Source organism: Jeotgalibacillus marinus (assembly GCF_040801915.1).
Taxonomy (GTDB): Bacteria; Bacillota; Bacilli; order Bacillales; family Jeotgalibacillaceae; genus Jeotgalibacillus; species Jeotgalibacillus marinus.
Window position 1 is genome coordinate 24,325 of record NZ_JBFMIA010000003.1, and the last position, 26,655, is coordinate 50,979.

Sequence of the window (26,655 nt, forward strand, 5' to 3'; positions counted from 1 at the left end):
TTATTTAAAAGCCATAGTTGCTGTTACGGCTTTTTGCCAGCCTGAATAGAGGTCTGAACGATTTTCTTCTGACATTGTAGGATCGAAGTCTTTCTCCACGTCCCACATGTCAGTGATCTCATCCTTACTCTTCCAGTAACCTACGGCCAGCCCGGCTAAATAAGCAGCACCAAGAGCCGTTGTTTCATTGATGACTGGTCGTTCTACTGGCACATCTAACAGGTCACTTTGGAACTGCATAAGAAAATCATTTTTCACTGCACCGCCATCTACACGGAGCTTGCTAAGTTTTATGCCTGAATCTTTTTCCATTGCATCTAGAACATCTTTTGTTTGATATGCTAGTGATTCAAGCGTTGCACGAATGAAATGTTCTTTTGACGTTCCTCTTGTTAATCCAAAAATTGAACCTCGAACTTCACTATCCCAGTATGGTGTACCCAAACCGACAAAAGCTGGAACAACGTACACCCCATCCGTTGAGTCAACCCGCTTCGCATAGTCTTCACTTGCTGCTGCATCTTTAAGCATTCTCAGTCCATCACGCAACCATTGAATCGCACTTCCTGCAACAAAGATACTGCCCTCTAGTGCATATTCCACTTTGCCATCTATTCCCCAAGCAAGAGTTGTCAGCAAGCCATGATCTGAAGTAACTGCTTTTTCACCCGTATTCATCAACATAAAGCATCCTGTGCCGTATGTATTTTTTGCCATCCCCTGCTTATAACATGCTTGTCCAAATAAGGCTGCTTGCTGATCACCCGCTGCACCAGCGATTGGAATTTCCTGTCCAAAGAAATGGTAAGCTACTGTTTTCGCATATACTTCTGATGATGGTTTCACTTCTGGCAACATTGATTTTGGTACACCTAAAATATCAAGAAGCTCCTCATCCCATTTTAAATCATATATGTTATACATGAGTGTTCGCGACGCGTTAGAGTAATCTGTGACGTGCGCCACTCCTCCTGAAAGCTTCCAAATCAGCCAAGAATCAATGGTTCCGAAAAGCAATTTTCCTTCGTCTGCTTTTTCTCTTGCACCCTCAACGTTATCGAGAATCCATTTCACTTTAGTACCGGAGAAATATGCGTCAATTAGGAGACCCGTTTTATCACGAAATGTACCGTTATGACCTTGTTCTTTTAACTCTTCACAAATGCCAGCAGTTTGGCGAGATTGCCACACGATCGCATTGTATACCGGAACACCTGTTTCTTTGTCCCATACAACAGCAGTCTCACGTTGATTTGTGATACCAATGCCTTCGATCTGGTCTGGTTTCACTCCTGATTCAGATAAAACAGAAGCAATAACCGCTAAAATCGACCCCCAAATCTCATTTGCATTATGCTCAACCCAACCTGGATTCGGAAAAAATTGTTGGAATTCTTTTTGGGCAACGTTTACGATTTCACCTTTTTTGTTGAACAAGATCGCTCTTGAACTCGTTGTTCCTTGATCCAATGATAAAATATACGTTTCCATGTTTTATTCCCCCTCAAGCTGATAATTGCTCATTTTTTTGAGCTTGTGATTCTCTTTTATCGATTCCCCTTACAACTAGTAAACTTAGGATCGTAGCACCTATAACAATCCATAACCAAGGCGTGTAATCATTGGTGAAAACAGCTTTATAAAATACACCTGCTAATGAACCACCTAGGATTGGACCTAGCACAGGAACCCAAGCGTAACTCCAATTCGAGTCTCCTTTTCCTGCGATCGGTAATAGAAAATGGGCAATTCTTGGCCCAAGGTCACGAGCAGGGTTAATTGCATAACCTGTCGTTCCACCTAAAGAAAGTCCGATAGCAACAATAAGCATCCCAACGATAAATGGATTTAATCCTTCTGCGAACTCATTAGCTCCAATCGATAAAAGCCCAAGGACCAAAATGAAAGTCCCGATCATTTCACTTAATACATTTGAGAAATAATGAGGGATTGCTGGTCCAGTAGAAAACACCCCTAGTTTGGTCGCTGGATCTTCTGTTGCCTTCCAGTGCGGTAGAAAATGAACCCAAATAATAATTGCACCTATGATAGCGCCGATCATTTGAGCCGTTACATATAGCGGCACTTCTGACCAAGCAAAATCTCCATTAAAAGCTAAGCCAAACGTTACTGCCGGATTTAAATGAGCTCCGCTAAACTGACCGACCGCGTATACAGCCATCGCTACACCGAGACCCCAACCAAGACAAATAACAATCCAGCCACCATTTAGTGCAAAAGATTTTTTCAAGTTCACATTCGCGCAAACACCTGCTCCGAATATAATCAAAATAGCTGTTCCGATAATTTCTGCTAAAAAACTACTCATAACCACGTTACCTCCTTGTACCATTCAGTTTGATATTCCAATACAACACAATAAAAGAGACCCACAGACTTTACCCTTATTCAGGTGTAAAAGTATATGCGAGTCTCTTTTTCTCTGCACGGAATATTAACTTATTGATAGTTTATCAGAGTTTGAAAACGCTGTCAATCATTCTATGTTCCTTTTTTTGCAGAAAAATAGTTCCATAGTGAGAGTGAAGACGTCGTGATCGCACTTGCACCTGCTTCAATTGCAGCTACTACTTCTTGTGGTGTTTCAATTAACCCACCCGCAATAATAGGCTTACCAGTTTCTAAACGGATGCGTTCAATCACTTTTGGCACAACACCTGGTAAAAGCTCTATGTAGTCTGGATCTGTTTTGTGAATCAATTGGACGCTCCGCTTTAACGCGTTCGAGTCGATGACAAAGGTTCGCTGGATCGCTCGTACATTAAGTTGTCGTGCTTTTTTTATTACGTTACTTCTAGTTGAAATGATTCCATATGGTTTAACCCACTGGCAAACATATTCAGTCGCATGTTCATCATTTGATAATCCCTGTATTAAATCCATGTGAATAAACATTTCCTTTTCTTCAGACCTGGCGTAATCAAAAACACTTTTTAGCATTCCAACATGTAAATCAAGAAATACGCCATAACGGAACGAATAGTTTAGCATTTTATCAAAGTCTTTCATGGATCGAATAGCAGGTAAAATTTGCTGTCCATCAAATGGCACTGCGTGACCACCTCCTGTTAAACAAAACATTTATCTGTTGAGAGAATTATACACTTATTCATTGGATTTTTATATACGTTCCTTGTTTGGTTGTGAATTAAAAAGGTACAATTTCACGCTACCTAAAACGATTAACATCAAGAAAGAGATAATAGAGGTTATAAGCATTAAGAAGGATAAAAAGTTTACTTTGAAAGAATTCATATAGTAAAGGCTCATGGAAAGAGAACCGATAAATAAAAATAAGCCGATCACTAGATTTATTTTTTTAACCTGGTTTGACATGATTATCCCCCCACGCGAATTTTAAGAAGAACGTTTATTGTTGGTAGCCTTGCCGGTGTTAACTAAGCCATTATATGAATTTATAAAGAAATTATTCTTCCAAAGATATTATTGGTAAGAGATTAAATGTACATTTCTGAACTTACAATGCACCGATTGAGAATGGAGTAAGAAGGAGTGATTAACTCCCATCCTCTCACACCACCGTAAGCGTCTTGCCCACAATGCTAAAGGAGCACAGGGGTAGTGCGTCAGTGAAGTCATCTCCTCGGACTAATGAAATAAAAAACGTCAAAGATGAACGCTCTCCACCAGGTGGCTGAGGGACTTTTTTGTGTCTTGCAGCATGAGTACTCTGAATCAATAAAACCATGGGGACGGATAATTGGTAGGTGATTCGAACTATACCTTTCACTTATAAGTTTTTGGTAATATATAACCTTCCGAGACACACATTGCATTGATATAATCATTTTTCATACAAATAACCGTTTTATTAATAAGTAGATCTAGCAGATTGATGTCTTTTAATCGCAGTTTATGGACTTCTTTAATGAGCTCGAGTCGATGACTTTCTTCCGGAGCCATATCCAAAAAACCGCATACAATGCTTCGCGATCTTTCATCTTAGTAGTTTAACATCGCTCGAACACGCCGCCAATAGTAATACCGCACACTTTCGTATTGTAATCGTCGTTATTTATTTTTCGAAAAAACTCCGCACGTTCATCTAAAAAACCGTTTATTTTTCTTAACAATCCTCACATAGACCATCCGGATCACTATTTCCACATTTGTTTTCATCGAAGGTATTGTTATCAGCAGCATCTCCATCCGCTTGGATATCATTGCCCACGTTATCAAACGCACAGTTAGAGCGAACGCAGTTGCCTTGTGTAAAATTGGTTAGTAAGATACCCGTGCCATCGTTTTCTTCACCATTTTCTTTAACGGTATTGTTGTCGATAAGATTGTTTGATGAACCAATTTCAATTTCTGGATCTGACTCTAACTGAATCCCATCTTCTTTGTTCCCCTTTACAAAGTTTCTGACAACGTTATTCCTATTATCATTACTGTCTATTTCAATCCCTGCACCACCATTCCCGCAAACGTGATTCCCATAGACAACAATATCGTCGCTCCTTACATCGATGCCCTCTGCCCCATTTTCACAACAGACGTTATCAAAGACGAATACTCCATCTCCATCATCAAGATCCATACCATCAGCCCCATTCTCAATGGCTTGATTACACAGAAGTACATCAAAGTCTCCAGTATCAAAGCCCTCGCCTTCATTGCCTTTAGCCAGGCAGTTAAAATATAACGTATGGGTTCCCCCGTCACTTTCAAAACCATTGTTTACGTTGTCAATCGCCTGACATGCGATGATATAGTTGTTATTGCCACCATCAGCATCCACCCCATGGTCCTGATTACCACTCGCAACACACTTAATCACTAAATTGCGCTCGCCATTAATGTCAAAACCATCATCCCCATTAACTTTAGATTCCACGTGACGAATGATGTTGGCTTTAGATTCAATCAATAAGCCATCCCCTTCACTAAAATTCTGTACCGTCAGGCATTCAATCGTCGTTTGATCAGACTCCGAAGGAATAGAAATCCCATCAATAGTAAAAGGTGTTACCGTCCCATCAATAACCGTCTTTCCTATCCCGGCACCAATGATCCTTAAACGAGGGATGGCTATAGGATTCATTGGATCCGTCAGGTCAGCCACAACAACCCCCCCAAACGTCCCTGCTTCCACCCTAATTGTGTCACAAGCTTCAGCGCCGTTTATGGCTTCTTGGATCGATTCGCCGTCCTTCACTGTAATAACTGTCATAACTTCGTAACAGTCCTCGCACAGATTATCTGGATCACTGTTCTCACATTTATTTTCATCGAAGGTATTGGTCATATCAGCAGGCGCATTCGCTTGGATATCATTTCCAATATTATTAAACGCACAGTTAGAGCGAACGCAGTTGCCAGTTGTGTCGGCTTGTAATAAGATGCCGTCACTCTCGTTTTCTTTAACGATGTTGTTGTCGATAAGGTTATTGGAAGCTCCAGTTCCCCGATTGATAAGGTTTAACTTATTGCGTAACCTTGGGAATAAACTCCTCGTAGGTGGATCTGACTCTAACCGAATCCCGTCTGTTTTATTTCTTATAACATGGTTATTGACGACATTGGTTCCATTATCATCAGGATCTAATTCAACCCCTGCATCACTATTTCCAAAAATGCCATTTCCATAGATTACGCTATCGGCAATTGCTTCGATACCAATCCCCCCGTTTTTACAAACGGTATTTTCAAATACGAGTACTCCTTCTCCGTCAAGACCAATACCATCCTCTTCATTGTCGACTGCTTTATTACACAGAAGTAAATCAAATCCTCCGATGTCAAACCCCTCGCTACCATTACCCTCTGCCAAGCATTTAAAATATAACGTATGGGTTCCATCATCACTTTCGAAACCCTCGTTGTCGTTTCCAAATGCCTTACATGCGATGATATAGTTGTTGTTACCATTAATTTCAAAACCCTCGTCTTCATTGTCACTCCCGACACACTTCAACACTAAATTGCGGTCGCCATCAATTTCAAAACCATCCCCGGTTGTTATATTAGCCCCATTATCTTTCGACTCCACTTGATGAATGATGTTGGCATTAGAGTTAATAAATAAGCCATCTCCATCACTAAAATTCTGTATCGTGAGGCATTCAATGGTCGTTTGATCAGCCCCCGAAGGAATAAGAATTCCATTAGTAGTAACAGGTGTTACCTTCCCATCAATAATCGTCTTTCCTATTCCAGCACCTATAATTCTTAAACGCGGAATAGGTTCAGGCTCCTGCACCGTGTTAGCCACCACAAACCCTGCAAACGTTCCTGCTTCAATTCTAATCGTGTCACAAGCTTCTGCACCATTAATGGCGTCTTGGATAGACGCGCCAGGATTTACTGTAAAAACTGTCAACCATAACACCTCATTTTTTCTTTTTTATTTCACTTATCTTATGCCATCAGAATGAAAAAGTAGCTAGTTTCATTAACGATTTAGTTATCTTTGTCAAAATCACGGTTTCCAACCCAACATGAAAAATGCGACAAAAATAACCTGAGTTCTTATGAATAGAGAACTCAGGCGACTTACTTTTCTTTTTAATTCCTGCCTACTTGATAGGGGGACTACACGAAAGGCAGGATAGCTGATGTTTCATTACGCTACTTCATCCAATTCTTCCTTTAGCGGCTCACGTATTACACCGCCATTTTCTTTCTTATCTCTTTCCCGTTGTTTGATGAACAGCGAACGACTGCGGTGTGAAGCCTTCATTCATAACTGATTGGAAAAAATCATCACATTATTTATACTATTTCACTATTCCCCTCTCTTTTAGACAAATACCAAAATACACTAACAATCAAAAAGCTGAGGGAGGTAGATCACTTCCTACTGATCGCCTCTCTACTACTTAGAACTGGAATGCGTAAAGGCGAAATCTTGGCGTTGACTTGGGGCGATATCAACATGGGAGAAAAGACAATAACGATCAGCAGATCAAGAAGCTCTCACGGAGTCAAATCACTTACTAAATCAAGTGTCCTACAAATTTTGTTCGTATTTGAGAAATTAAATAAATTGTGGGCAAGAATCGTTCTTACCCACCCACCCCCTCTACATTACTCGCTTAAACATCCTTTCCAATTCATACGTCGTATAATACACGATAATGGGCCTACCGTGTGTGCATGTAAACGGAACCATCAAGCACCTATCACATAGATGATTCCAATTGGAGGGAAAACCTTTCTATCGGTTCAACCTACCACACCGATAAAAAAGGAAATGTAAATCTGTAATTAATTTTAAAACCACCCCTCTGCCACCTGGTTGAACTATAACCTATAAAAAAGACAGTTTAAAAAAGACCACGTTACGTTATGCACTCAAGAGATGAATTCGGTACTGTACCGGAGTCATCTTATTTAATGTCCATTGGTAACGATGATTGTTGTATTTGTTTACATAATCTTCGATCATCTTTTTTAAATCGATTAAGGTTTGAGCCTGTTTAAAATCGATTTCATTTTTTTTGTTCCTTGTCCCGTTTGTTCAGGGTGATATTACTGAGGGTCGGGCTGAGCGGATCGTCTCTGGCAGAATGATTCTTGCACCAGAACCATATTTATTATAATAATGACTTAAAGTTAATAATGGGAAAATATCATTATAGCTATGGTAATGAAAATAGGTTAGGTCTGGAAATCCGGCACCTGTTGGATAGTTTATATTTTTTGTGTTGTTCATTAAAAATTGTATTCCTTTGTTAATTTCATCTGTTGGAGAATCGTGAATGGCGATTAAACTATCTAAAGCCCATGCGGTCTGAGTGGGAGTACTGTAAGGGAGACTAACATATTTTCGAATAATATCAGAAGAACAAGACTCCCCCCATCCACCATCTTTTTTTTGAATTGTAAGCAACCACTTATTTGCCTTTTGAATAGTCGAATCGTCTATTGAAATACCGACTGCACATAATCCTGTAATTGCAGCCCATGTCCCATAAAGGTAACAAACTCCCCATCTCCCATACCATGAGCCATCTTTTTCTTGCCGTTTTTTTAACCACCGAATAGCTTTTTGAATAGTCAGATCACCTTTTGTATAACCTGCATAATTTCCTAAAAATTCTAGCGTTCTTCCTGTTAAATCAGCAGTGGATGCATCCAAAGCACCTTCTTTTACATTCTGTATTGGGAGCATGCCAATCAAAGTGTTATCAACATTCTTCTCGAATGCAGGCCAGCCACCATCGTCATTTTGCATAGACAATACCCAATTTAACCCTTTTTCCCAACTATTATATATTTTTGAGTTTAGTTTTGACTTTAGATATATTGCTCTCAGTGTTGCGGTAGTATCATCAATATCTGGATTTTTTGTGTTATCTTCTGAGAACCCCCATCCTCCAGGAGTTATATTTGGATTATGAATAGCCCAGTCACTTTTTTGAGTTTGTTGATGGTTAATCAAGTAGTTCACTGATTTATTTATCACAGGATCACTACTTGATACACCTGCTTCTTGTAAACTATAACTAAGTAAAGCCGTATCCCAAATTGTTGATGGTGCATTTTGTATATGATTAAGGCCATTTAAATGACAGGAGGTGGCTTTTAATGACGAGATCGCATCACAAATGATAGAATCAGACTTATCATAACCACGTGCTAATAAACTATAAATCATAAAGAAAGTTGCAGAGGAATAATTATAAAGAGTACCATCTGGTTCTAGTCTATCGAGTATAAATTCTTCTAATTTTTTTAAGGCTCTCTTCCTTATAGGATGGAGGTAAGTCGGTAAATGTTTAAATAGAGGAACTTTTCTTTTATTATTAATTATTAGGTGAGATAAATCTGGTTTAGATTCTATTTTTTTATGGTATTTCAAATTCCCGATAATCATCATTGGTGCAAAGTGAACTCTAGCGTAACAACTTAAATCAAAAAAATTTAAAGGGAACTGGTGTGGAAGTAAAATAGTATATATAGGTACCGGTAATGACCACCGATACTGACCATTTGCCGAAAACATAGCTTTTGCTAAAAAATGGACATTATTTAGGCCGCCCATTGATATGATTTGTTTTTCGGCTTTTTTCATATTTGAGTCAGTTTTTTTGAAATACCCTGAAAGAAGTAGTGCATTGTATGCGGAGGCTGTCGTGGTTAAATTTCCTGGATACTCATCCTCATAAAGCTTCCAAGCACCATTATCATCTTGTTGAGTATATATATATTCCGCTATATCATGTATAAATTTCTCATCGTAATGTTCTACTGCCCTTAGCGTCATTATTGAAAATGAATCAACCAATACTCCAGGGTCACAGCATAAATACCAGGCACCATTAACAAATTGTTTTTTTTTTATATTATTCACTCGTTGTTGAATCTCATTTAGGATTCTATTTTTTTCAATCAACACAAATCATTCCTTTACACAAGAGTAAATAATACTTAATAAATAATTGATAACACCCTTATATAGATTAGGTTAGATTCTATTGATAACTACTACCATCATATGAAATTTATAAAAAAGTATTCACTCTTATCGTACAAAAAGCCATTTGCACAGTGTATATACTCGTCTGTTATTCAAAGTATATTAAATTCAACAACAAAGCGTTTTATAGTCCAATCCCAACATAAAAAACACGACAAAAATAACCTGAGTCCCTATGAATCTAGAACTCAGGCTACTTACTTTTTTTAAAAATTACTGTTTACTTGACAGGGGAGCTGACGTTTAGTTACGCCCCCCTCCTCATGGGCTTCGTCATACCCACGCTGATGCTGCTAGAAAGTGGTGTGGATATCAAGTCAGTAAATAGGCATACGACCATCGACATGACGGCCAATGTGTATCTACATATCACACAAAAGCACGAGGAAGAAGGAGTTTAGAAATTAGAGTCGTATTTGAGCAATTAAAAAGTGGGGCAAATCAACAATACAACCACCCAAACCCCTCTACATTACTCGCTTAAACATCTTCTCCATTTCATACGTCGAATAATGTACAATAATTGGTCTACCGTGTGGACATGTAAACGGATCATCTGTCGTTCGAAGTTCGTCTAACAGTTGTTGCATATCTTGTTGTCGCAGGTAATGATTTGCTTTGATTGACCTTTTACAGCTCATTAAAATGGCCGCTTCTTCACGTAATTTAGCCACATTTACTTTTTTCATTTGCACAACCTGTTTAATCATCTCTTCAATGACGCCTTGTTCTTCCCCTTTTGGAAACCAGGTCGGATGGGCACGAACAATAAAACCACCTGGACCAAATTCTTCTAAAAACACTCCAACCTCTTCTAACGCATCTTGATGTTCTTGAATTCTAATAAACTCGTCTGTAGAAAAATTCAACGTTAACGGGACAAGCAACTCTTGTAGCTCGGACTCCACTTGCCCAACTTTGTCACGGAAAAATTCATACTTAATTCGTTCCTGTGCAGCATGTTGATCAATAATAAACATGCCTTTTTCATTTTGAGCGATAATATAGGTGCCGTGCATTTGCCCGATTGCATACATCATCGGGACTCGTGAGGATTCATTCGATCCAACGCTTTCAGTTAAGTCACCCTTCACAACTTCATCATTCATAATATTATTATGGTTAACTAGTTTGTCTCTTGATTGTTCCGTTTCAATCGAAAGCACATCATCGTTTTTCACCGTTTGCTTCCATTCAGGAAGAGGTTCACGCGCCTCGCTCGGCGGATCATATAGTGATCTCATTTGTTCATCAGACAACTGTGGTTTCTGAACAAAGCGATTTCTCTCACTATACGAGTTATCATCAAACGACAGCTCCGTTTGTTCAGAAGGCGTGACAATCGTTTTCGACTTTGCCTTTGCTACTTCACCACTAGGAATCAAGACTTGTTGTTTAAAAAGTTCTTTTAACGCTTCTGTAATAAGACTCGTTAATTCTTGTTCTTTACTAAAACGGACCTCTTGCTTAGACGGGTGAACATTCACATCCACTAATATCGGATCCATTGTTATCGAAACAAGGATGATTGGATAACGACCAATTGGCAACAAGGTGTGATAACCAGCTTGAATGGCACGTGTAATTGCATAATTACGTATGAACCGTCCGTTCATTAAAATTGACACATAGTTTCGTGATGCTCGTGTCACTTCTGGTAGCGCCGCATAGCCTTCTACTTCAAAATCAAGTGAACTTTTCTTAAATGGCAACATTTTTTTCGTAATCGACATACCATAAATGGATGCAAGCACTTGTCGCGCGTCACCTTTGCCGTTTGTCTGTAACAACATTTTTCCGTTATGCTTTAAACGAAACGAAATTTCTGGATGAGATAGTGCGAGACGATTGACAATGTCCGTTACATTTCCAAGCTCAGTATTGATTGTTTTCATATATTTTAAGCGAGCCGGCGTATTAAAGAAAAGATCAGAAATTTTTATATCTGTGCCTTTTCGTGCAGCAGCTGGTTCTTGCTTGACTACGTCCCCACCATTCAGATATAAATATGTACCGGCATCACCAGTACTAGTTGTTAACTCCACTTTTGATACAGACGCTATACTTGGTAGTGCTTCCCCACGAAAGCCAAGTGTACGTATTCGAAAAAGATCATGTTCATTTTCAATCTTACTCGTTGCATGACGTGAAAAGGCGAGCATGACATCTTCTTCTTCAATCCCATTGCCGTTATCACGAATACGAATGCTTGTTAGACCCGCTTCTTCAAGTTCGATTTCAATGACTGTCGCTGCGGCATCTACTGCGTTTTCAACAAGCTCTTTTACAACCGATGCTGGTCTTTCGACTACTTCACCCGCTGCAATTTTATTTGCTAAAGATGCACCTAGCTGACGAATCTTCCCCATGATATTTCACCTCGCTCACAGAATTTATTTCGATTCTGTTAAAGTTTGTGCTAATTTTTGAAGACGATAAAGTTCGTTCATCGCTTCCAACGGTGTTAATTCTAAAACGTTTAATGCCACCATCTCACGTTTCATGCGATCTGGTTTCTTTGATTTTTTAGGAGTCGACTCTCCAAATAGTGAAAGTTGACCAAGTGTATCTACTGGTTCTTTTACTTCTGATTCAACCTTCTTGTTCCCTGATTCAAATCCAATCAACAGCTCGTTTGCACGATCGATCAAGCTTGTAGGTAAATCAGCAAGCTTGGCCACATGGATTCCGTAGCTTTTATCTGCTGGACCTTCTTTAATTTTATGCAAAAAGACGACGTGTCCATTTTGTTCAACGGCAGAAACATGTACATTCACAAGTTTTGCTAGTTCATCTGACAACCCAACGAGCTCATGATAGTGCGTTGAAAAAAGTGTCTTCGCTCCAATTCGATCATGCACATGTTCAATAATTGCTTGTGCGAGTGCCATGCCATCGTATGTTGATGTTCCTCGGCCAATTTCATCAAATAACACTAAGCTGTTTTGTGTAGCATGGGCTAAAGCATGTTGTGCCTCTAGCATCTCCACCATGAACGTACTTTGTCCTGATACAAGATCATCTGCAGCTCCAATTCGGGTAAAAATACGATCAAAAATTGGCAAACTTGCTTTTGCTGCGGGGACAAAACATCCGATTTGCGCTAAGACTGAAGTCAAAGCGACTTGACGCATGTAAGTACTTTTACCTGACATGTTTGGTCCAGTGATTAACAGCATTTCACAATCGTTGTCCATATGACAATCATTAGGAACATATTCTTGCGCATCCATCACTTTTTCAACGACTGGGTGACGCCCATCTTTAATATTAACAAAGCGCTCTTCATTAAATGTAGGCTTCACATAGTGGCGGTTTTCGCTCACTGTCGCAAAGCATTGCAACACGTCTAGTTTGCTTATTTCATGAGCGAGCTTTTGTAGTCGCGGAATTTCTTTTTTAACTGTTTCTCTTAATATTTGAAACAACTCATATTCAAGCTCCGTTGACCTTTCATCTGCTTGTAAAATAAGCGTCTCTTTTTCTTTTAATTCGGGTGTAATAAAGCGTTCTGCATTCGTGAGAGTCTGTCTTCGCTCATATGTCCCTTCAGCAAGAACATGCAAATTAGCTTTTGTCACTTCAATATAATACCCAAACACACGATTGTATCCGATTTTCAGCGAGCGAATTCCTGTTTTTTCTCGTTCTTTTTGCTCGAGTTCAGCGATCCACGATTTCCCGTTCCTACTAGCATCTCGGTATTGGTCCAACTCTTCATTGAAACGATCTTTTATAAAATTGCCTTCTTTAATCGCAAGTGGCGGTTGCTCGATAATCGCTGCTTCCAGTAAATCTGCAATATCTTCACAAGGATCTAGTTTAGATGCCTCAGTGACCATCTCAGACGCTTCCATTTCGCTCAAGGTTTGTTGAATCAGCGGAATTTGCTGCAATGATTTTTTCAATTGAACAAGATCTCTTGCATTCACGTTTCCAAATGCCACCCGACCAGCTAAACGTTCTAAATCATAAACGCCTTTAAGGCCTTCGCGTAAGGTTTGACGTTCAAAATAACGATCCATGAACACCTCTACAAGTGTCAGCCTTCCTTCGATTTGCTCACGATCAATAAGGGGGCGATCAATCCAACGACGCATCAACCGTGCTCCCATCGCCGTCATCGTTTCATCAAGCAACCAGACGAGTGACCCTTTTTTGCCATTGCCGCGTATGGTCTCAGTCAATTCAAGATTGCGTTTTGAGTTTGGATCCATGCGTAAAAACGAGTCCACATGATAAGACGTTGTTTTTTGCAAATGATCTAATGACCTTTTTTGTGTCTTATGAGCATAATGAAGTAATCGTGCCATCGTTGTTTGTAGTTTCGTCTGCTTTAACTCCATCACTAAATGAGCAAATGAATCAATCACATGACAGTCATCCATCATTGAAATGGAGTGAATTCCTCGCTCACGAAGCATTTTTTCAACAGCAGGGGCTACATCACTCGCCAGTACGACTTCACGTGCTTGAAGCATCACCACTTCATGAATCGCTTCTTCACGTGTTGCGATCATGGCAACCTTTGACTCTCCAGTGGATAAGTCCAGATGTGCAACGCAATAAGTATCATCATCAAATCCCGTGACAGATGCCAAGTAATGATTCTCTTTTTCTTCTAAACTTCTCGAATCCATCACCGTTCCAGGTGTGATCATTTGAACAATTTCACGTTTAACAACACCTTTTGCCTGCTTTGGATCTTCAGTTTGTTCACAAATCGCTACCTTGAAACCTTTATCAATGAGTTGCTCAATATAACCAGCTGCTGCATGATGAGGCACTCCACACATTGGAATTTTTTCTTCTACTCCACCGTCACGAGCGGTAAGAGTGATTTCAAGTTCACGCGAGGCATTAAGCGCATCATCAAAAAACATTTCATAAAAATCGCCTAAACGAAAAAATAAAAAGGCATCTGGAACCTCCGCCTTGACTTTTAAATATTGCTGTATCATGGGTGTGTATGTCTTCATAAACTAGAAACCTCTCCGATCTATAACCATCATTCATGTTCCTAGTATAGCATAAAATGCACTATATTCTCATGCAAGTCAACCATCCTAAAACTAGAAAAGCGAAGATTTTATCAGCAAAAACAAGATGAGATGAATGACAAGGTAATTCCAATTATAAGAAACAAAAAAACCGTTCGGATGCCGAAAACTCAAACATCAAATGATAAAAAATCCTGAGAATGCCCAGGACCTTCGTCACATATGGACGCAAAAACAAAACACTTTTGGAAAGAAAAATACAAAAATGAAGATCATGCTCGTTATAAAAAACATTCAGTTTAATCTAACGTAAAACAAACCACCTCCCCTTCCACTTTGCTTAGTGCACAAAACACAAAAGTAGAGTCTAAACTTTTTTCAATTTTAACAAAAAAAAACTAGGCAACGTTCTGCCCAGTTTAGTCTTTTTCGGACTCATCTTTTAAATCTAAGAAGTCGGTATTGATGTCATCAATTTCATCGTCATCAATTCCATCATCCCAGTCTTCTTCGGACTCATCACGATGGTAAATGACAACCATTTTTGTTTCGCCTATACACTCTACCAACATTTCCCGCTCAACTTGAGCAACGACTTTATTTCCGTTCTCTGAGATGGAGGCTTCAAGACAGTTCGGTTGTTGCAAGACACGCGCGATAATTTCATTGTCATCATAATAATCTGCATCGCGATATTTTAGCTTAATGATATCTTTGTACGTGATATTTTCAATGACGACAGATGTTTTTGAATTATCATGATGAGAATACCAAACATTGACATCAAACGAACCATCAACCTCTACCTTTTTTCCTGATTTTTTCGCATCATATTTATGGTTGATGATCCAACACCCTAAAATACTCGTTGGTCGATGCGGCGGGAGAATACTATGATTTGATTGTGTAAATTTTCGGCCCTTGGCCACGACGGACTTAGTAATAATTTCTCTGTACTCCGACATTCATGCGGCCTCCTTTCATTTTCCTTTTATCCTATGCAGGATGTCCAAAAGATGTGCGAAAACCTATAAAATTGTTAATGAATTCAATCACATCACTTTTTTCATTACAATTGAAACGTGATTTAGAAATATACGGGATAGCATGAACAAAGAAGCTGGGACTGTGAAAAAAACTTGTATACACTCGTACTAGTTCAGTTGACACAGACACTTGTTCCCCAACCTACAAATTAACTGATTGATGAAATTTACGAGCTCTTTAATTCGATCACCGACTATTTCGCTGATCAAAGACGTTTAGATTTGTTTCCAGCATTCATTAAAACATGCCTAATTATGACGTAAAATCAAATACATTATAAAACTTCCTCTATAGAAATTACTGATCAAGCTACCATCACTAAAGTACTGGAGAACATTTAGAAGCGGATTTCTTTTCAGTGACCATATAGGGGTGTTTTTTTCGGGGCTGTAAATAAATCAGGTTCCATATACAGAAGATCAATGATAGAGCTCATTCAACGTCCTTTCTTGGCTTGTTATATTCAAGCGCTTATTTCGAGTCATTGACCCTTGCTGTTGTTGGATCAGCGATAATACCAACGCTTATTAAAAGTGTCAAAAATAAATCAACAAGCGACTCATAATCGCCTGCGCTTCACAGTCCAAACTGCCCCATCAAAAATCCGATCAACGTAAAAAGAGCCATCCAGAATGGGTAGCTATGTAGACGTACTTTCCAATTAATTCAATGTAAAATCTACTTTAACTTAATTGTAATGCTGAATAAAAAATCGCCATTGCTCCACCAATTAGAACAACGATAAAGGAGGTAGTAATTGCGCTCGCGTCCATTTGGTGTCATCTTTAATTTCTTTGATGTCCTCTTTTAGGCTTTCAATATCGTGGCCATCAAGACTTTTGTTTACTACATCTTTCCACATGTCCAATTGATCACCCTCGTTGTCATCCCACTTCCCCCCTTAGAACATGCCCATTCTCTCTATTCAAAACATTTAAGACTTTATTAAAAAGAGGACCCTCTTTTATATGTTCAAGGTATAAATGAAATGAGAGCCTCACTATGATAATTAAAGCGTCAAGCCTAAAATACTAATCCTCCTTCTATTAAACTCAAATTATACAAAAGAGAGCGATCTAGCTAGATCGGTCCTCATTACTCTTTTAATTCATTCCTTTCTCTAGTGCTTTTTTATCTTTCTTAAGGCTTTCTACCTCTTCACTCAATTCTTGTACGGCTTTTATTAACGGCGCAATCAACTCAGTATATCCTAATGATAATACATCGTCTCCCCCGTTTATCTTATGATCTTGATACCCTCCAAAATCTACTCCGATATTTTCCATAACTTCTTTAACCTCTTGGGCAATAAGACCGTGATGAAACCTCTTTCCTTTTTTAGCACCTAATTCTACCTTATCCTCAGATTCTCCTGTGTAATTCTCACGATAATTCCATTTAAAATCACGCGGTCTTAATTGATTAATAAATTCTAACCCCAGTTGTGTATCTCTAATCTCATCCTTATCTCGTTCATCGGAGCGATTTTGTACGGAACCATAAGCATACGTAGTAATTCCACTAGTTCCTAATTGCAATTGATTATTCCCAGAAGCTCTAGATTGCTTACCAATACCAATTGAGTGTGATACAGACATGAGCTCATTACCAGAAACGTTGAAGGCCAGCGCTTTATCTCCTAAGGCTGTATTAGAATGTCCGTTTTCTAGAAAACATAAAGCTTCCGTTCCAACTGCAACATTGTCATGATTCCCTTCACCTGTTAGCGCTCTTAATGTAGATGATCCCACTGAAACAATACGGTTATTTACCTTCGAAGTATAACTAGCGTTGGGGCCTAAGGCTACATTAAACACACCGTCGACGTTATTATATAGCGCTGCAGAACCCATAGCTGTATTACTATCTGCATTTGTATTAAATGCGGCATTGTATCCTATTGCGGTATTATGGCTCGCTTGTTTCCTATCTTGTTGTCCGCCTTGTTGAACAGAACCAGAGTAAGCATTTGTACCTACTGCTGTATTATAATTTCCCGATTCATTGGCATGAGCAGAATTTCTTCCTACTGCCGTATTCCCAGTCCCTTTTTTATTGTATCTTAATGAATACGCCCCAACTGCTGTGTTTCTACTCCCTGCGTCTGAAGCAGTCGGATTCGCCTCTACTTCCCCTACATTAAATTCTAAGGCTGCATCTCCAAGGGCAACATTATTATAGCCTTCTTCGTTATTTTTAAGTGCTGCATGACCTGTAGCTACATTACGCCAGCCTCTAGTATTTTTTTCTAAAGCTGATTCACCAATTCCAACATTTCTATACCCACCAGATCGAGCACCATCATCTGGATAAAATTCATTCGCAAGACCCGCTTCTTTACCTCCAAATACATTCGTGTTCCCAGAGAGAATTAGAGCATGAGTAGCATCTTTAACTTTCCCATTTATTTTAAAAATCCCATTAAAATAAAGGTTCCTAGAGAACTCCTTTGTTACTACAAACTCTTTACCTAGTAAGTTAACTATTGTACTTTGCACTTTATTTTCAATCTCTTCAAATGCCTTTGTGTCATCTGTTTGTCCATCTCCAAAAGCTCCGAAATCCAATGGATTTATAATTTCGTTTCCCACTAATATACCCCTCTCTATCGCTTCTCTTATCCTAATTTCGATTTGTTAAATCACCTGTTCGTCTACAATTGGCCTATCGATTTAATAAATAATCATCCGCTTGTTCTTTAATCACCATCACGTGTTCTGGAAGCATCTTCGACGTTTTAGAGTCATCTTCATCACGTAGTAAATGACAACCTCCTTTTTAGAGGAAATATAAATAGCCCCTCTACTGTTCAGTAAAGGAGCTAGTTTATTTTTAAAAGAAGTTTCTCGTAAAATCTTTCTAAGATACAATTTGCGATACTACACAAGTGATTCAATAAACTAATTAAAAGTCGATATAGTGCTCTGGATTTACAGAGTTTGATTTATTACCATTCCAAGTCCCTTTGTGTAGCTCAAAGTGTAAGTGCTGTCCGAAAGAATAACCAGTGTTCCCCATGTTTCCTAATAATTGACCCTGGGACACTTTATCACCAGCATTTACGGTTCTTGAACCATCTCTCATATGAGCATATACGGTTTCCCATACTTGACCATCAATTTCATGCTGAATCATTACTACTTGACCATATGAACTAGAATTATATGATTGGCTTACTGTACCCGATGCAGCCGATAAAACCTTTATTCCATCACCGTTTCTAGCTAAGTCAATTCCATGATGGAAATCAAGAGGCGGTCTTGGACCGTACCTATCAAATATTGTATAGGTGTCAACAAGTGGAAGTTGGAATTCTTGCTCATTGTCATTTTCACTTAGATTTATAGCAAAATATGTGTTCGTACCACCAGAAATAGTACGACCTCTCGCCATATTTCCAATTACTGCATTATTATTACATGTACTCGTAAGGCCCACTGCTTCAATATGTTCACCGTGTATATGGTTACCACTTACAAGATTGTTGTTGGCTCCGGCGGATAAGCGAATGTGGATCCCTGAAGAACCAAAGACCTTGTTACCAGTCACATTCACATAATCTGTATTATCAGTTAAATAAATACCAAAGTTTCCAGTATTCCTGACATAGTTATTGGCTATGATTCCATGATTAACCTTATAGAGAGCAATTCCAAATGAGGCTGTTGTATCAACCGTGTTATTAATAATTGATACTCTAGACATCGCGCCTCCCTCAAAGCTAATTCCTCTCGCTGATTTAGTGTTGTCAATCGTATTTCCATTTATAGTTATTCTGTTAATATTTCCAGTAAACCACATCGAAGAGGCATTACCATTTGACAGTGTGTTCCCTGTGATATTCATTCTTGTCGCGTTCCTAAAGTAGAATGTATTACCATTGTTACCATCACAAGAGTTACCAACAATCGTAACGTTGTGAGCTGAGTACCCATTATCCTCAGTAACAGAGATGGCATGACCCAGCCTGTGAGACCCGTTAATGACATTGTTAGCAACCGTCCAACCGCAAGAGTCCTGTTGAGTCGATCGAATTTCTACTCCTTCACCACAATTAATCATCGTATTTCCTGAAACAACAACGTCATTCCAGTCAAATCCCCTAACTGCTTGAGCTTCCAAGTTTTCAAAGTGATTCCCAATGATTCTTATATTGGTTGCTGGAAACCCCGTTACTGCTGAATGGGTACCAACTCCACGTGAAGTACTTAAAAAAGAACAACCTTGAACGAGTACATCTTGACAAGGTGTATTATCGTAAATACCCATATGAGGGAAAGCGTCTGAACTAATCATCAAGTCAATTTGAATCGCTTCTGTAAGTCTCTCTCCAGAATATTGACTAAAGGTACAGTTGACGATCTTTGCACCATAGATTGAATTGATCTCAATCGAATGTGAGTCGTAATTGTTGATAAAATTGACCTCTTTTATTGTAATGTTACGAGCATGAGCAAACATAATCTCTGAAGCTCTCGAGTTTATATTTCCCCCTCCGTCAATCGTTCCACCTTCAATCAAGATATTCCCTTGACCGTTGTACAAAGTATATTGATCGTCTCGTCTACCATTTAAGAACATAGGACTAAAAGCGGAACCTCTTTCGATCACAGCCTTATGGGATAAGAGAATTTTAGTGCCTTGGAATACTTCAAGTGTGTTGTGAACTTTATAGACTCCATCAGGGAAAAATAAAGTACCTCCACTGTTAGATTGGATGTGATCCAACGCGCTTTGGATGGCTTCCGTGTCGTCCGTCACACCATCTCCTACCGCCCCGTAATCTTTAACGTTGATAGCGTAATCATCCTTTTGGCTTGAATAGTTCTCACAATCTTGAGTATAACCATTTGCTAATTTAGCAGACTCCCATTTTTCGTCAAGATCCTTGATCTCCTGCATTTTTTCATCTGAATCCCCCAATTTTGATTCAGCAATTAGCTTTTCAGCCACTTCCATCATTTCGTTACGTAATGTTAAATATTGTTCTTTTGTCATGTAAATATCCTCCTCATCATGTCAATAAATGTAGGTTCTCTTTTTCTTTTTGTTGCAGCAAAAAATCCGTTTAACTGTTCATTTGAACAGTTAAACGGATTTCATTTCTGACATTATTGATCACTTCTTGTGGAATTGTGCCTAAAACCACTCATGTTTCCCGCTAGTTTTATGAAGTCTAGCAACTTGCTCATCCATTCCTCTTTTAATGCTGTATGAAATTGGCAACGGTCTTTACTAGCCGAACCGTCTTAATTTACATTTTCAGCAAAATATGTGTTCGTACCACCAGAAATAGTACGACCTCTCGCCATATTGCCAATTACTGCATTATTATTACATGTACTCGTGATCCCAACTGCTTCATTATGATCACCGTGTATATGGTTACCTTTTACAAGATTGTTGTTGGCTCCGGCGGATAAGCGAATGTGGATCCCTGAAGAACCAAAGACCTTGTTACCAGTCACATTCACATAATCTGTATTATCAGTTAAATAAATACCAAAGTTTCCAGTATTCCTGACATAGTTATTGGCTATGATTCCATGATTAACCTTATAGAGAGCAATTCCAAATGAGGCTGTTGTATCAACCGTGTTATTAATAATTGATACTCTAGACATCGCGCCTCCCTCAAAGCTAATTCCTCTCGCTGATTTAGTGTTGTCAATCGTATTTCCATTTATAGTTATTCTGTTAATATTTCCAGTAAACCACATCGAAGAGGCATTACCATTTGACAGTGTGTTCCCTGTGATATTCATTCTTGTCGCGTTCCTAAAGTAGAATGTATTACCATTGTTACCATCACAAGAGTTACCAACAATCGTAACGTTGTGAGCTGAGTACCCATTATCCTCAGTAACAGAGATGGCATGACCCAGCCTGTGAGACCCGTTAATGACATTGTTAGCAACCGTCCAACCGCAAGAGTCCTGTTGAGTCGATCGAATTTCTACTCCTTCACCACAATTAATCATCGTATTTCCTGAAACAACAACGTCATTCCAGTCAAATCCCCTAACTGCTTGAGCTTCCAAGTTTTCAAAGTGATTCCCAATGATTCTTATATTGGTTGCTGGAAACCCCGTTACTGCTGAATGGGTACCAACTCCACGTGAAGTACTTAAAAAAGAACAACCTTGAACGAGTACATCTTGACAAGGTGTATTATCGTAAATACCCATATGAGGGAAAGCGTCTGAACTAATCATCAAGTCAATTTGAATCGCTTCTGTAAGTCTCTCTCCAGAATATTGACTAAAGGTACAGTTGACGATCTTTGCACCATAGATTGAATTGATCTCAATCGAATGTGAGTCGTAATTGTTGATAAAATTGACCTCTTTTATTGTAATGTTACGAGCATGAGCAAACATAATCTCTGAAGCTCTCGAGTTTATATTTCCCCCTCCGTCAATCGTTCCACCTTCAATCAAGATATTCCCTTGACCGTTGTACAAAGTATATTGATCGTCTCGTCTACCATTTAAGAACATAGGACTAAAAGCGGAACCTCTTTCGATCACAGCCTTATGGGATAAGAGAATTTTAGTGCCTTGGAATACTTCAAGTGTGTTGTGAACTTTATAGACTCCATCAGGGAAAAATAAAGTACCTCCACTGTTAGATTGGATGTGATCCAACGCGCTTTGGATGGCTTCCGTGTCGTCCGTCACACCATCTCCTACCGCCCCGTAATCTTTAACGTTAATAGGGTAATCACTCTTTTCACTTGCATAGTCCAAACGGTCTTGAACATAACCATCTTTCGCGTTTACTTCATCGTTGTCTTTCAATGCTTTTAAGTTAGCGTTTGCTAATTTAGTAGACTCCCATTTTGCGTAAAGATCTTTGATCTCCTGCATTTTTGTATCTGAATCTTCAAAGTTCGATTCAGCAATTAGTTTTTCAGCTGTTTTCATCATTTCGTTACGTAGTACTAAGTATTGTTCTTTTTCCATGTTAATGTCCTCCTCGTAATGTCAGTAAATATAGGTTACCTATTGCTTTTTGTTGCAGAAAAAATCCGTCTCACTGTTTGAGCAGTTAAACGGATTTCATTTCTAACTTTATTGATCACTTTTTGTGGAATTGTGCCTGAAACACTTTTACGAGAATCTTTCAACATTCTTCACATCCCACTCTTGACCGTTGTTTTTAGGTTTTAGCTTATCCTCAACATCTAAATGGCAAAGCCCTTCAAAAGCTCCTGTTCCTGCTCCACCACCTCCTTTAATCGAGAGTCAAAAGCCTTGATAAACTTGCTACGAGCGCAAATCAAAAAGCAGGCTAATTGCCTGCCTTAGTTTTTTATTTTTACTTCTTCCACTCTTTCACCTCTTCTTTCGCTTTTTTCAAGCAACGTCATGTGATTGTAGAAGCAAGTCTGATTTATAGTCAGAAGTGTCTATATATAGGGTACTCTACACCGAGATAAAGTAAGACATTGGGACGAATTTTTTTATTTCCTTCCCTTTTACAAATACCACTTTCATCTTGCTTAATCCCTCATGCATCAGTTCCAATCTACGTTTCTCTAAATTCTCTATCTGTTTCGTTACGAACCATCTGTGACCAACTTTATGCTTCTGCATAGTTTCGGAGAGTAACTCCATAAACACTTTAAGCAGATTAAGTCGAAGTTTATATGATATAATTAACCAAAATTTTTTGGAGGATGGTTATGGATAACATGTTTATTTTTATATTTTTTCTTATCGCTGTTGCACTGATCACGATAGGAGTAATATCATTCGTCCTATTTATACGAAGACTATTAGTTAATTCACATGCTAAAAGAAATAACCACGCTAAAAACATTGAAGAATTAAAACATAAATTAGATAGAATCATCGTTTTACTCGAGAAAGAAAGAGGTAATTAAATCTTCACTTTCCAGTCCCTGGACCATCATTGCTATAATACCCGGCATTATGACGGAAAATTCATTATTTAAGCATCTATAAATTAAGATGCTTTTGTTATTGCTCTCTAACTAAATGTCGCATGATATGTCTAAAACGCTATACTTCTTTTTATCCTTCACTCCTTCACCTCCCATCTATCATTTCTTTTAACGATCCATCTTGAAATCATTTCTTTGTTCATCCCCTCTTTACATATTGTGATAACAGTGAGTGAATCACTCTCATTGTTATCAATGTTCAGCTACATAGCGCCACATAAGGATCACTCCTTAATTAATACAGTAATGTCTATCAAACGACGTAACTCGTAATAGTCCATATCGTGGATCGACTTGCCTTTATTATTTTCTGTAATACCAGATGCCAATAGATCTTGAACAAATCTTTTTGCCATTGACTCATGTACTCTCTTCACGGCGTTATAAAGAATAGTCATTGATTTTCCTCCTAGGTTTTGTGGCGTTCATTATTGAACTTGCTGTAGCCAATCCAATTCGGATCACCTTTTTTGATCGCTAGCGCTCATTCAAAAGCTAGTTCATGCGATCCATGTTCTTCAGTAAGAAGGAGTGATTTAATCCCTCTAATCCCCCTCGTGTTTGATAATCTGTTTCTCGTTTAGAAAAAAAGAGATCCTCCGAACCTTGGCTTTAGCGTCAGCTCTCCGTTTTTCTCGTTAGATTCTTCTTGCTTTTTGTTCCCTTAGATTCCGTTCCTAACTGCTTGTTCAGCGCATGGGATGATATCAACACCGAAACTAGATGTTTATCACTCTCTCCTACCCAATACAGATGTTGAACATATTATTCACATATTTAGCAAATTTTAAAAAGGAAGAGACGAGATATTAACTTGCTGTCGTAAATGAAGATGTTGATTTGATGCATCAAAAACGAAAAAACGACGTACTAACCATGATGCTATTTTTCAATCAGTGTTGGTTTGTTCTGTGTGTGATTCCAACGTGGTAGCCAATCGTACCATCTAAAACCTACGTTGTAGAGCGTGAACGAGACCGCAGAAGGTATTCAGATATTAGACAACGAGCATTGGAAAAAAGCATTGATATGAAAACAATTGAGTTTGATTTTATGAGGAATGATAAAAAGGAAATAAATCAAGATATCAGATACTGAAAAAACGACTCCACATTGAACGCACGCAAGAAGACATACTTAGCATGTTTGCTTGCTAAAAAAGAATCCTACTAAAGAAGAATTCAATATGAATTCGGGGATTCGAATAACACATTAGAGAAACTTATACTTGAATTTTTCTAATTTGTTTGGACGCATCTGCTAGACATAAAGAGAATACAGCACTTGTTGTTTTACAAATGATGCAATTTCCTTTTTTACATTAACTGTTGGTAATTAAAAGAACCTCGATTTCTCGAGGGGGGGTATTGACGTTCCATTAATGAAGATTTTCCTCTTCTTGGATTTTCGTTCTAAATGCTCTCTTCCACCTTATTCATTTCACCCGTTAATGTTTTTTTCTACTTTTTGGATCGGTGTAAGTGTCCGATGCTTTTCGCATGTAAAAGATTCTGTGAGCAATTCTTTCATCTGTTGCTCTAGGTGTTCAAAAGAATCTAGATGATTACCGTTTTGAACATCCTCTTCCATTTTGATTAAAGGTTCTTGCGAATCAGGCTGAAGCTCGAGACCCCTTTCTTTTTCTAGATGAACATCATTTTTCTCTGTTAATTCATCTAGTTTTTGTAAAAATGTTTCATTCTCCACTTGTATACGTTTATTTTTTTCCTCACTTAATCTTCGTTGTTCTTCTGCAATTGCTAAACTTGACTTTAACTCATCTATTTGTTCCTGCAACACTTTTTGATTTCTTCTCTGACCCTCTTGTTCCGTATGAGAGGTCTGAATAGTGGACTTAAGCTTCTTTTGTAGTACCTCTTTTTCTTTTTCAGAAAAAGCAATTTGACGTTTTAATTCCACTTGTACTCGTTCCATATCATTTTTATGTTCATTTGTTTCCTTTTCCAACATATCATAGGCAGCTTGCTGTGACTCGCATTCTTGTTGCTTATGATTCAAGCGATTCATCAGTACTCGTATTTCTCTTTTCTGAACATCTAACCTCTCTATATAGCTAGTTTGTTTATTAGCAAGATCCACTTTTTCTTTTTGGTACGTACTTCTTTCTTTTAACAAATTTTCATTCTCTGCTTGTATACGTTTATTTTTTTCTTCACTCATGTTCTGTTGTTCTTCTGCAAGTGCTAAGTTTGACTTTAACTCATTTATTTGTCCGTGCAACGCTTTTTGGTTTCTTCTTTGATTCTCTTGTTCCGTATGGGATGTCTGGATAGTGGTCTCAAGCTTCTCTTGTAAGATCTCTTTTTCTTTTTCAGAAAAGTCAATTTGATGTTTTAATTCCACTTCTACTCGTTCCATATCGTTTTTATATTCGTTTGATTCTTTTGCCAACATATCATAGGCAGCTTGCTGTGACTCGCATTCTTGTTGCTTCTGATTCAATCGATTCATCAGTACACGTATTTCATTTTTCTGAACATCCAACCTCGCTATATAGCTAGTTTGTTCACTTACAAGATCTTCTTTTTCTTTTTGATACGTAGATGTTTCTTCTTTAAGTTCTTCTAGTTGCTCCTTGAGGAATTGTACTTGTTTTTTTGTGTCACGAGATCGCTTATTTAGCAGTTCATTCGTTTGCGTGAAGCGTTTAGATACCTCCTCGAACTCTTTCGATAATTCATTATTTTTATTTTGTAAGCTATCAATCATGGAGTAGTGGTAATTTTCCTGATACTGCTTGACTTTAGCCTTGTATTTTATTAATTCTGAGTTTAAATGAATCACTTTTTGCTGCAGTTGAATAGGATCTTTTGTGAACTCTCTTCTATCGTGCATGATACGATCTACCTCCCGTTTTTTATTTTCTCATGACGCTAACTAAACGTTTTACCTGTCTATATGTGCTAAACAAGGAAAAGTGATAAGCCCAATTTAAGTAGGTGAACTTATCATTTGTATCATTGAGAAGATTGACTCGAACTTGGTTCTACGTACATTCCTGAATTTTACTTGTCCACTCCGTTATCACTCCTTTAAAAAGCAGAAAGAGAGGAGAAGTTTCTTTCTTAATCTTTATGCTTGCTGCTTAATCGTCATCACCATTAGATACGCATTGTAGTGATATATGATCCACGCAGGAAAAGGAAAGAATG

The 26,655-nt window shown here is 38.4% G+C and carries 15 protein-coding genes and 4 pseudogenes; 3 read left to right on the forward strand and 16 right to left on the reverse strand.

What is annotated here, in order from left to right; all coding sequences use genetic code 11:
• From glpK to AB1471_RS05295, 4 genes are all read right to left on the reverse strand, one after another.
• The gene (gene glpK, locus AB1471_RS05280) at positions 1 to 1,491 is read right to left on the reverse strand and encodes a glycerol kinase GlpK (protein WP_367778696.1); all 1,491 of its coding nucleotides are present in this window, start codon (positions 1,489 to 1,491) and stop codon (positions 1 to 3) included.
• Between the two features lie 13 nt (positions 1,492 to 1,504).
• Entirely contained in the window at positions 1,505 to 2,329 is an 825-nt protein-coding gene (locus AB1471_RS05285) for an MIP/aquaporin family protein (protein ID WP_367778697.1), read from the reverse strand.
• Between the two features lie 173 nt (positions 2,330 to 2,502).
• A complete protein-coding gene (locus AB1471_RS05290; RefSeq protein ID WP_367778698.1) occupies positions 2,503 to 3,072 on the reverse strand; it encodes a glycerol-3-phosphate responsive antiterminator in 570 nt (189 codons plus the stop codon).
• 1,036 nt (positions 3,073 to 4,108) lie between these two features.
• On the reverse strand, positions 4,109 to 6,364 hold the full coding sequence (locus AB1471_RS05295) for a right-handed parallel beta-helix repeat-containing protein (RefSeq protein WP_367778699.1): 2,256 nt from the start codon (positions 6,362 to 6,364) through the stop codon (positions 4,109 to 4,111).
• Positions 6,365 to 6,847: 483 nt separating this feature from the next.
• On the opposite strand from AB1471_RS05295, the pseudogene AB1471_RS18325 reads away from it, so the two are divergent.
• Positions 6,848 to 6,961: pseudogene (locus tag AB1471_RS18325) on the forward strand (tyrosine-type recombinase/integrase); the annotation flags it as partial.
• A 369-nt stretch (positions 6,962 to 7,330) separates the two neighbouring features.
• Here the strand turns inward: AB1471_RS18325 and AB1471_RS05305 are convergent.
• Together AB1471_RS05305 and AB1471_RS05310 are read right to left on the reverse strand one after the other, a co-directional pair.
• On the reverse strand, positions 7,331 to 7,474 hold the full coding sequence (locus AB1471_RS05305) for an IS3 family transposase (RefSeq protein WP_367778984.1): 144 nt from the start codon (positions 7,472 to 7,474) through the stop codon (positions 7,331 to 7,333).
• A 30-nt stretch (positions 7,475 to 7,504) separates the two neighbouring features.
• Positions 7,505 to 9,382: a terpene cyclase/mutase family protein gene (locus AB1471_RS05310; RefSeq protein WP_367778700.1), complete on the reverse strand. Its 1,878-nt coding sequence runs from the start codon at positions 9,380 to 9,382 to the stop codon at positions 7,505 to 7,507.
• A 346-nt stretch (positions 9,383 to 9,728) separates the two neighbouring features.
• Here AB1471_RS05310 and AB1471_RS18330 point away from each other — a divergent pair.
• Positions 9,729 to 9,867, forward strand: a pseudogene (locus AB1471_RS18330) (site-specific integrase); the annotation flags it as partial.
• A gap of 66 nt (positions 9,868 to 9,933) precedes the next feature.
• Here the strand turns inward: AB1471_RS18330 and mutL are convergent.
• The 8 genes and pseudogenes from mutL to AB1471_RS05355 form a co-directional block, all read right to left on the reverse strand.
• A complete protein-coding gene (gene mutL / locus AB1471_RS05315; protein WP_367778701.1) occupies positions 9,934 to 11,835 on the reverse strand; it encodes a DNA mismatch repair endonuclease MutL in 1,902 nt (633 codons plus the stop codon).
• Between the two features lie 24 nt (positions 11,836 to 11,859).
• Positions 11,860 to 14,445, reverse strand: a complete 2,586-nt coding sequence (mutS, locus tag AB1471_RS05320; RefSeq protein WP_367778702.1) for a DNA mismatch repair protein MutS — start codon at positions 14,443 to 14,445, stop codon at positions 11,860 to 11,862.
• A 440-nt stretch (positions 14,446 to 14,885) separates the two neighbouring features.
• Positions 14,886 to 15,431, reverse strand: coding sequence for an outer spore coat protein CotE (gene cotE, locus AB1471_RS05325; protein WP_367778703.1), 546 nt, complete (start codon positions 15,429 to 15,431; stop codon positions 14,886 to 14,888).
• A gap of 812 nt (positions 15,432 to 16,243) precedes the next feature.
• Positions 16,244 to 16,375 carry a hypothetical protein gene (locus AB1471_RS05335; RefSeq protein ID WP_367778704.1) on the reverse strand — a complete coding sequence of 44 codons (132 nt, stop codon included), beginning with the start codon at positions 16,373 to 16,375 and terminating at the stop codon, positions 16,244 to 16,246.
• Between the two features lie 241 nt (positions 16,376 to 16,616).
• Positions 16,617 to 18,104 carry a tail fiber domain-containing protein gene (locus tag AB1471_RS05340; protein WP_367778705.1) on the reverse strand — a complete coding sequence of 496 codons (1,488 nt, stop codon included), beginning with the start codon at positions 18,102 to 18,104 and terminating at the stop codon, positions 16,617 to 16,619.
• Between the two features lie 322 nt (positions 18,105 to 18,426).
• Positions 18,427 to 18,795, reverse strand: a pseudogene (locus tag AB1471_RS05345) (M23 family metallopeptidase); the annotation flags it as partial.
• 78 nt (positions 18,796 to 18,873) lie between these two features.
• Positions 18,874 to 20,511, reverse strand: a pseudogene (locus tag AB1471_RS05350) (right-handed parallel beta-helix repeat-containing protein); the annotation flags it as partial.
• A 251-nt stretch (positions 20,512 to 20,762) separates the two neighbouring features.
• A complete protein-coding gene (locus AB1471_RS05355; RefSeq protein WP_367778706.1) occupies positions 20,763 to 22,478 on the reverse strand; it encodes a right-handed parallel beta-helix repeat-containing protein in 1,716 nt (571 codons plus the stop codon).
• A 722-nt stretch (positions 22,479 to 23,200) separates the two neighbouring features.
• On the opposite strand from AB1471_RS05355, the gene AB1471_RS05360 reads away from it, so the two are divergent.
• Positions 23,201 to 23,401 carry a YqhA family protein gene (locus AB1471_RS05360; protein WP_367778707.1) on the forward strand — a complete coding sequence of 67 codons (201 nt, stop codon included), beginning with the start codon at positions 23,201 to 23,203 and terminating at the stop codon, positions 23,399 to 23,401.
• A gap of 305 nt (positions 23,402 to 23,706) precedes the next feature.
• Here the strand turns inward: AB1471_RS05360 and AB1471_RS05365 are convergent, their stop codons facing one another.
• On the reverse strand, positions 23,707 to 23,880 hold the full coding sequence (locus AB1471_RS05365; protein ID WP_367778708.1) for a hypothetical protein: 174 nt from the start codon (positions 23,878 to 23,880) through the stop codon (positions 23,707 to 23,709).
• Positions 23,881 to 24,922: 1,042 nt separating this feature from the next.
• Positions 24,923 to 26,338 carry a coiled-coil domain-containing protein gene (locus AB1471_RS05370; RefSeq protein WP_367778709.1) on the reverse strand — a complete coding sequence of 472 codons (1,416 nt, stop codon included), beginning with the start codon at positions 26,336 to 26,338 and terminating at the stop codon, positions 24,923 to 24,925.
• Positions 26,339 to 26,655: the final 317 nt, after the last annotated feature.

Coding starts and splice junctions, on each gene's coding strand:
- mutS (WP_367778702.1), bottom strand. CDS start 14,445: ATGAAGACATACACACCCATGATACAGCAATATTTAAAAGTCAAGGCG.
- AB1471_RS05355 (WP_367778706.1), bottom strand. CDS start 22,478: ATGGAAAAAGAACAATACTTAGTACTACGTAACGAAATGATGAAAACA.
- AB1471_RS05365 (WP_367778708.1), bottom strand. CDS start 23,880: ATGACTATTCTTTATAACGCCGTGAAGAGAGTACATGAGTCAATGGCA.
- AB1471_RS05285 (WP_367778697.1), bottom strand. CDS start 2,329: ATGAGTAGTTTTTTAGCAGAAATTATCGGAACAGCTATTTTGATTATA.
- AB1471_RS05370 (WP_367778709.1), bottom strand. CDS start 26,338: ATGCACGATAGAAGAGAGTTCACAAAAGATCCTATTCAACTGCAGCAA.
- AB1471_RS05335 (WP_367778704.1), bottom strand. CDS start 16,375: ATGTGGAAAGATGTAGTAAACAAAAGTCTTGATGGCCACGATATTGAA.
- glpK (WP_367778696.1), bottom strand. CDS start 1,491: ATGGAAACGTATATTTTATCATTGGATCAAGGAACAACGAGTTCAAGA.
- cotE (WP_367778703.1), bottom strand. CDS start 15,431: ATGTCGGAGTACAGAGAAATTATTACTAAGTCCGTCGTGGCCAAGGGC.
- mutL (WP_367778701.1), bottom strand. CDS start 11,835: ATGGGGAAGATTCGTCAGCTAGGTGCATCTTTAGCAAATAAAATTGCA.
- AB1471_RS05360 (WP_367778707.1), top strand. CDS start 23,201: ATGGATAACATGTTTATTTTTATATTTTTTCTTATCGCTGTTGCACTG.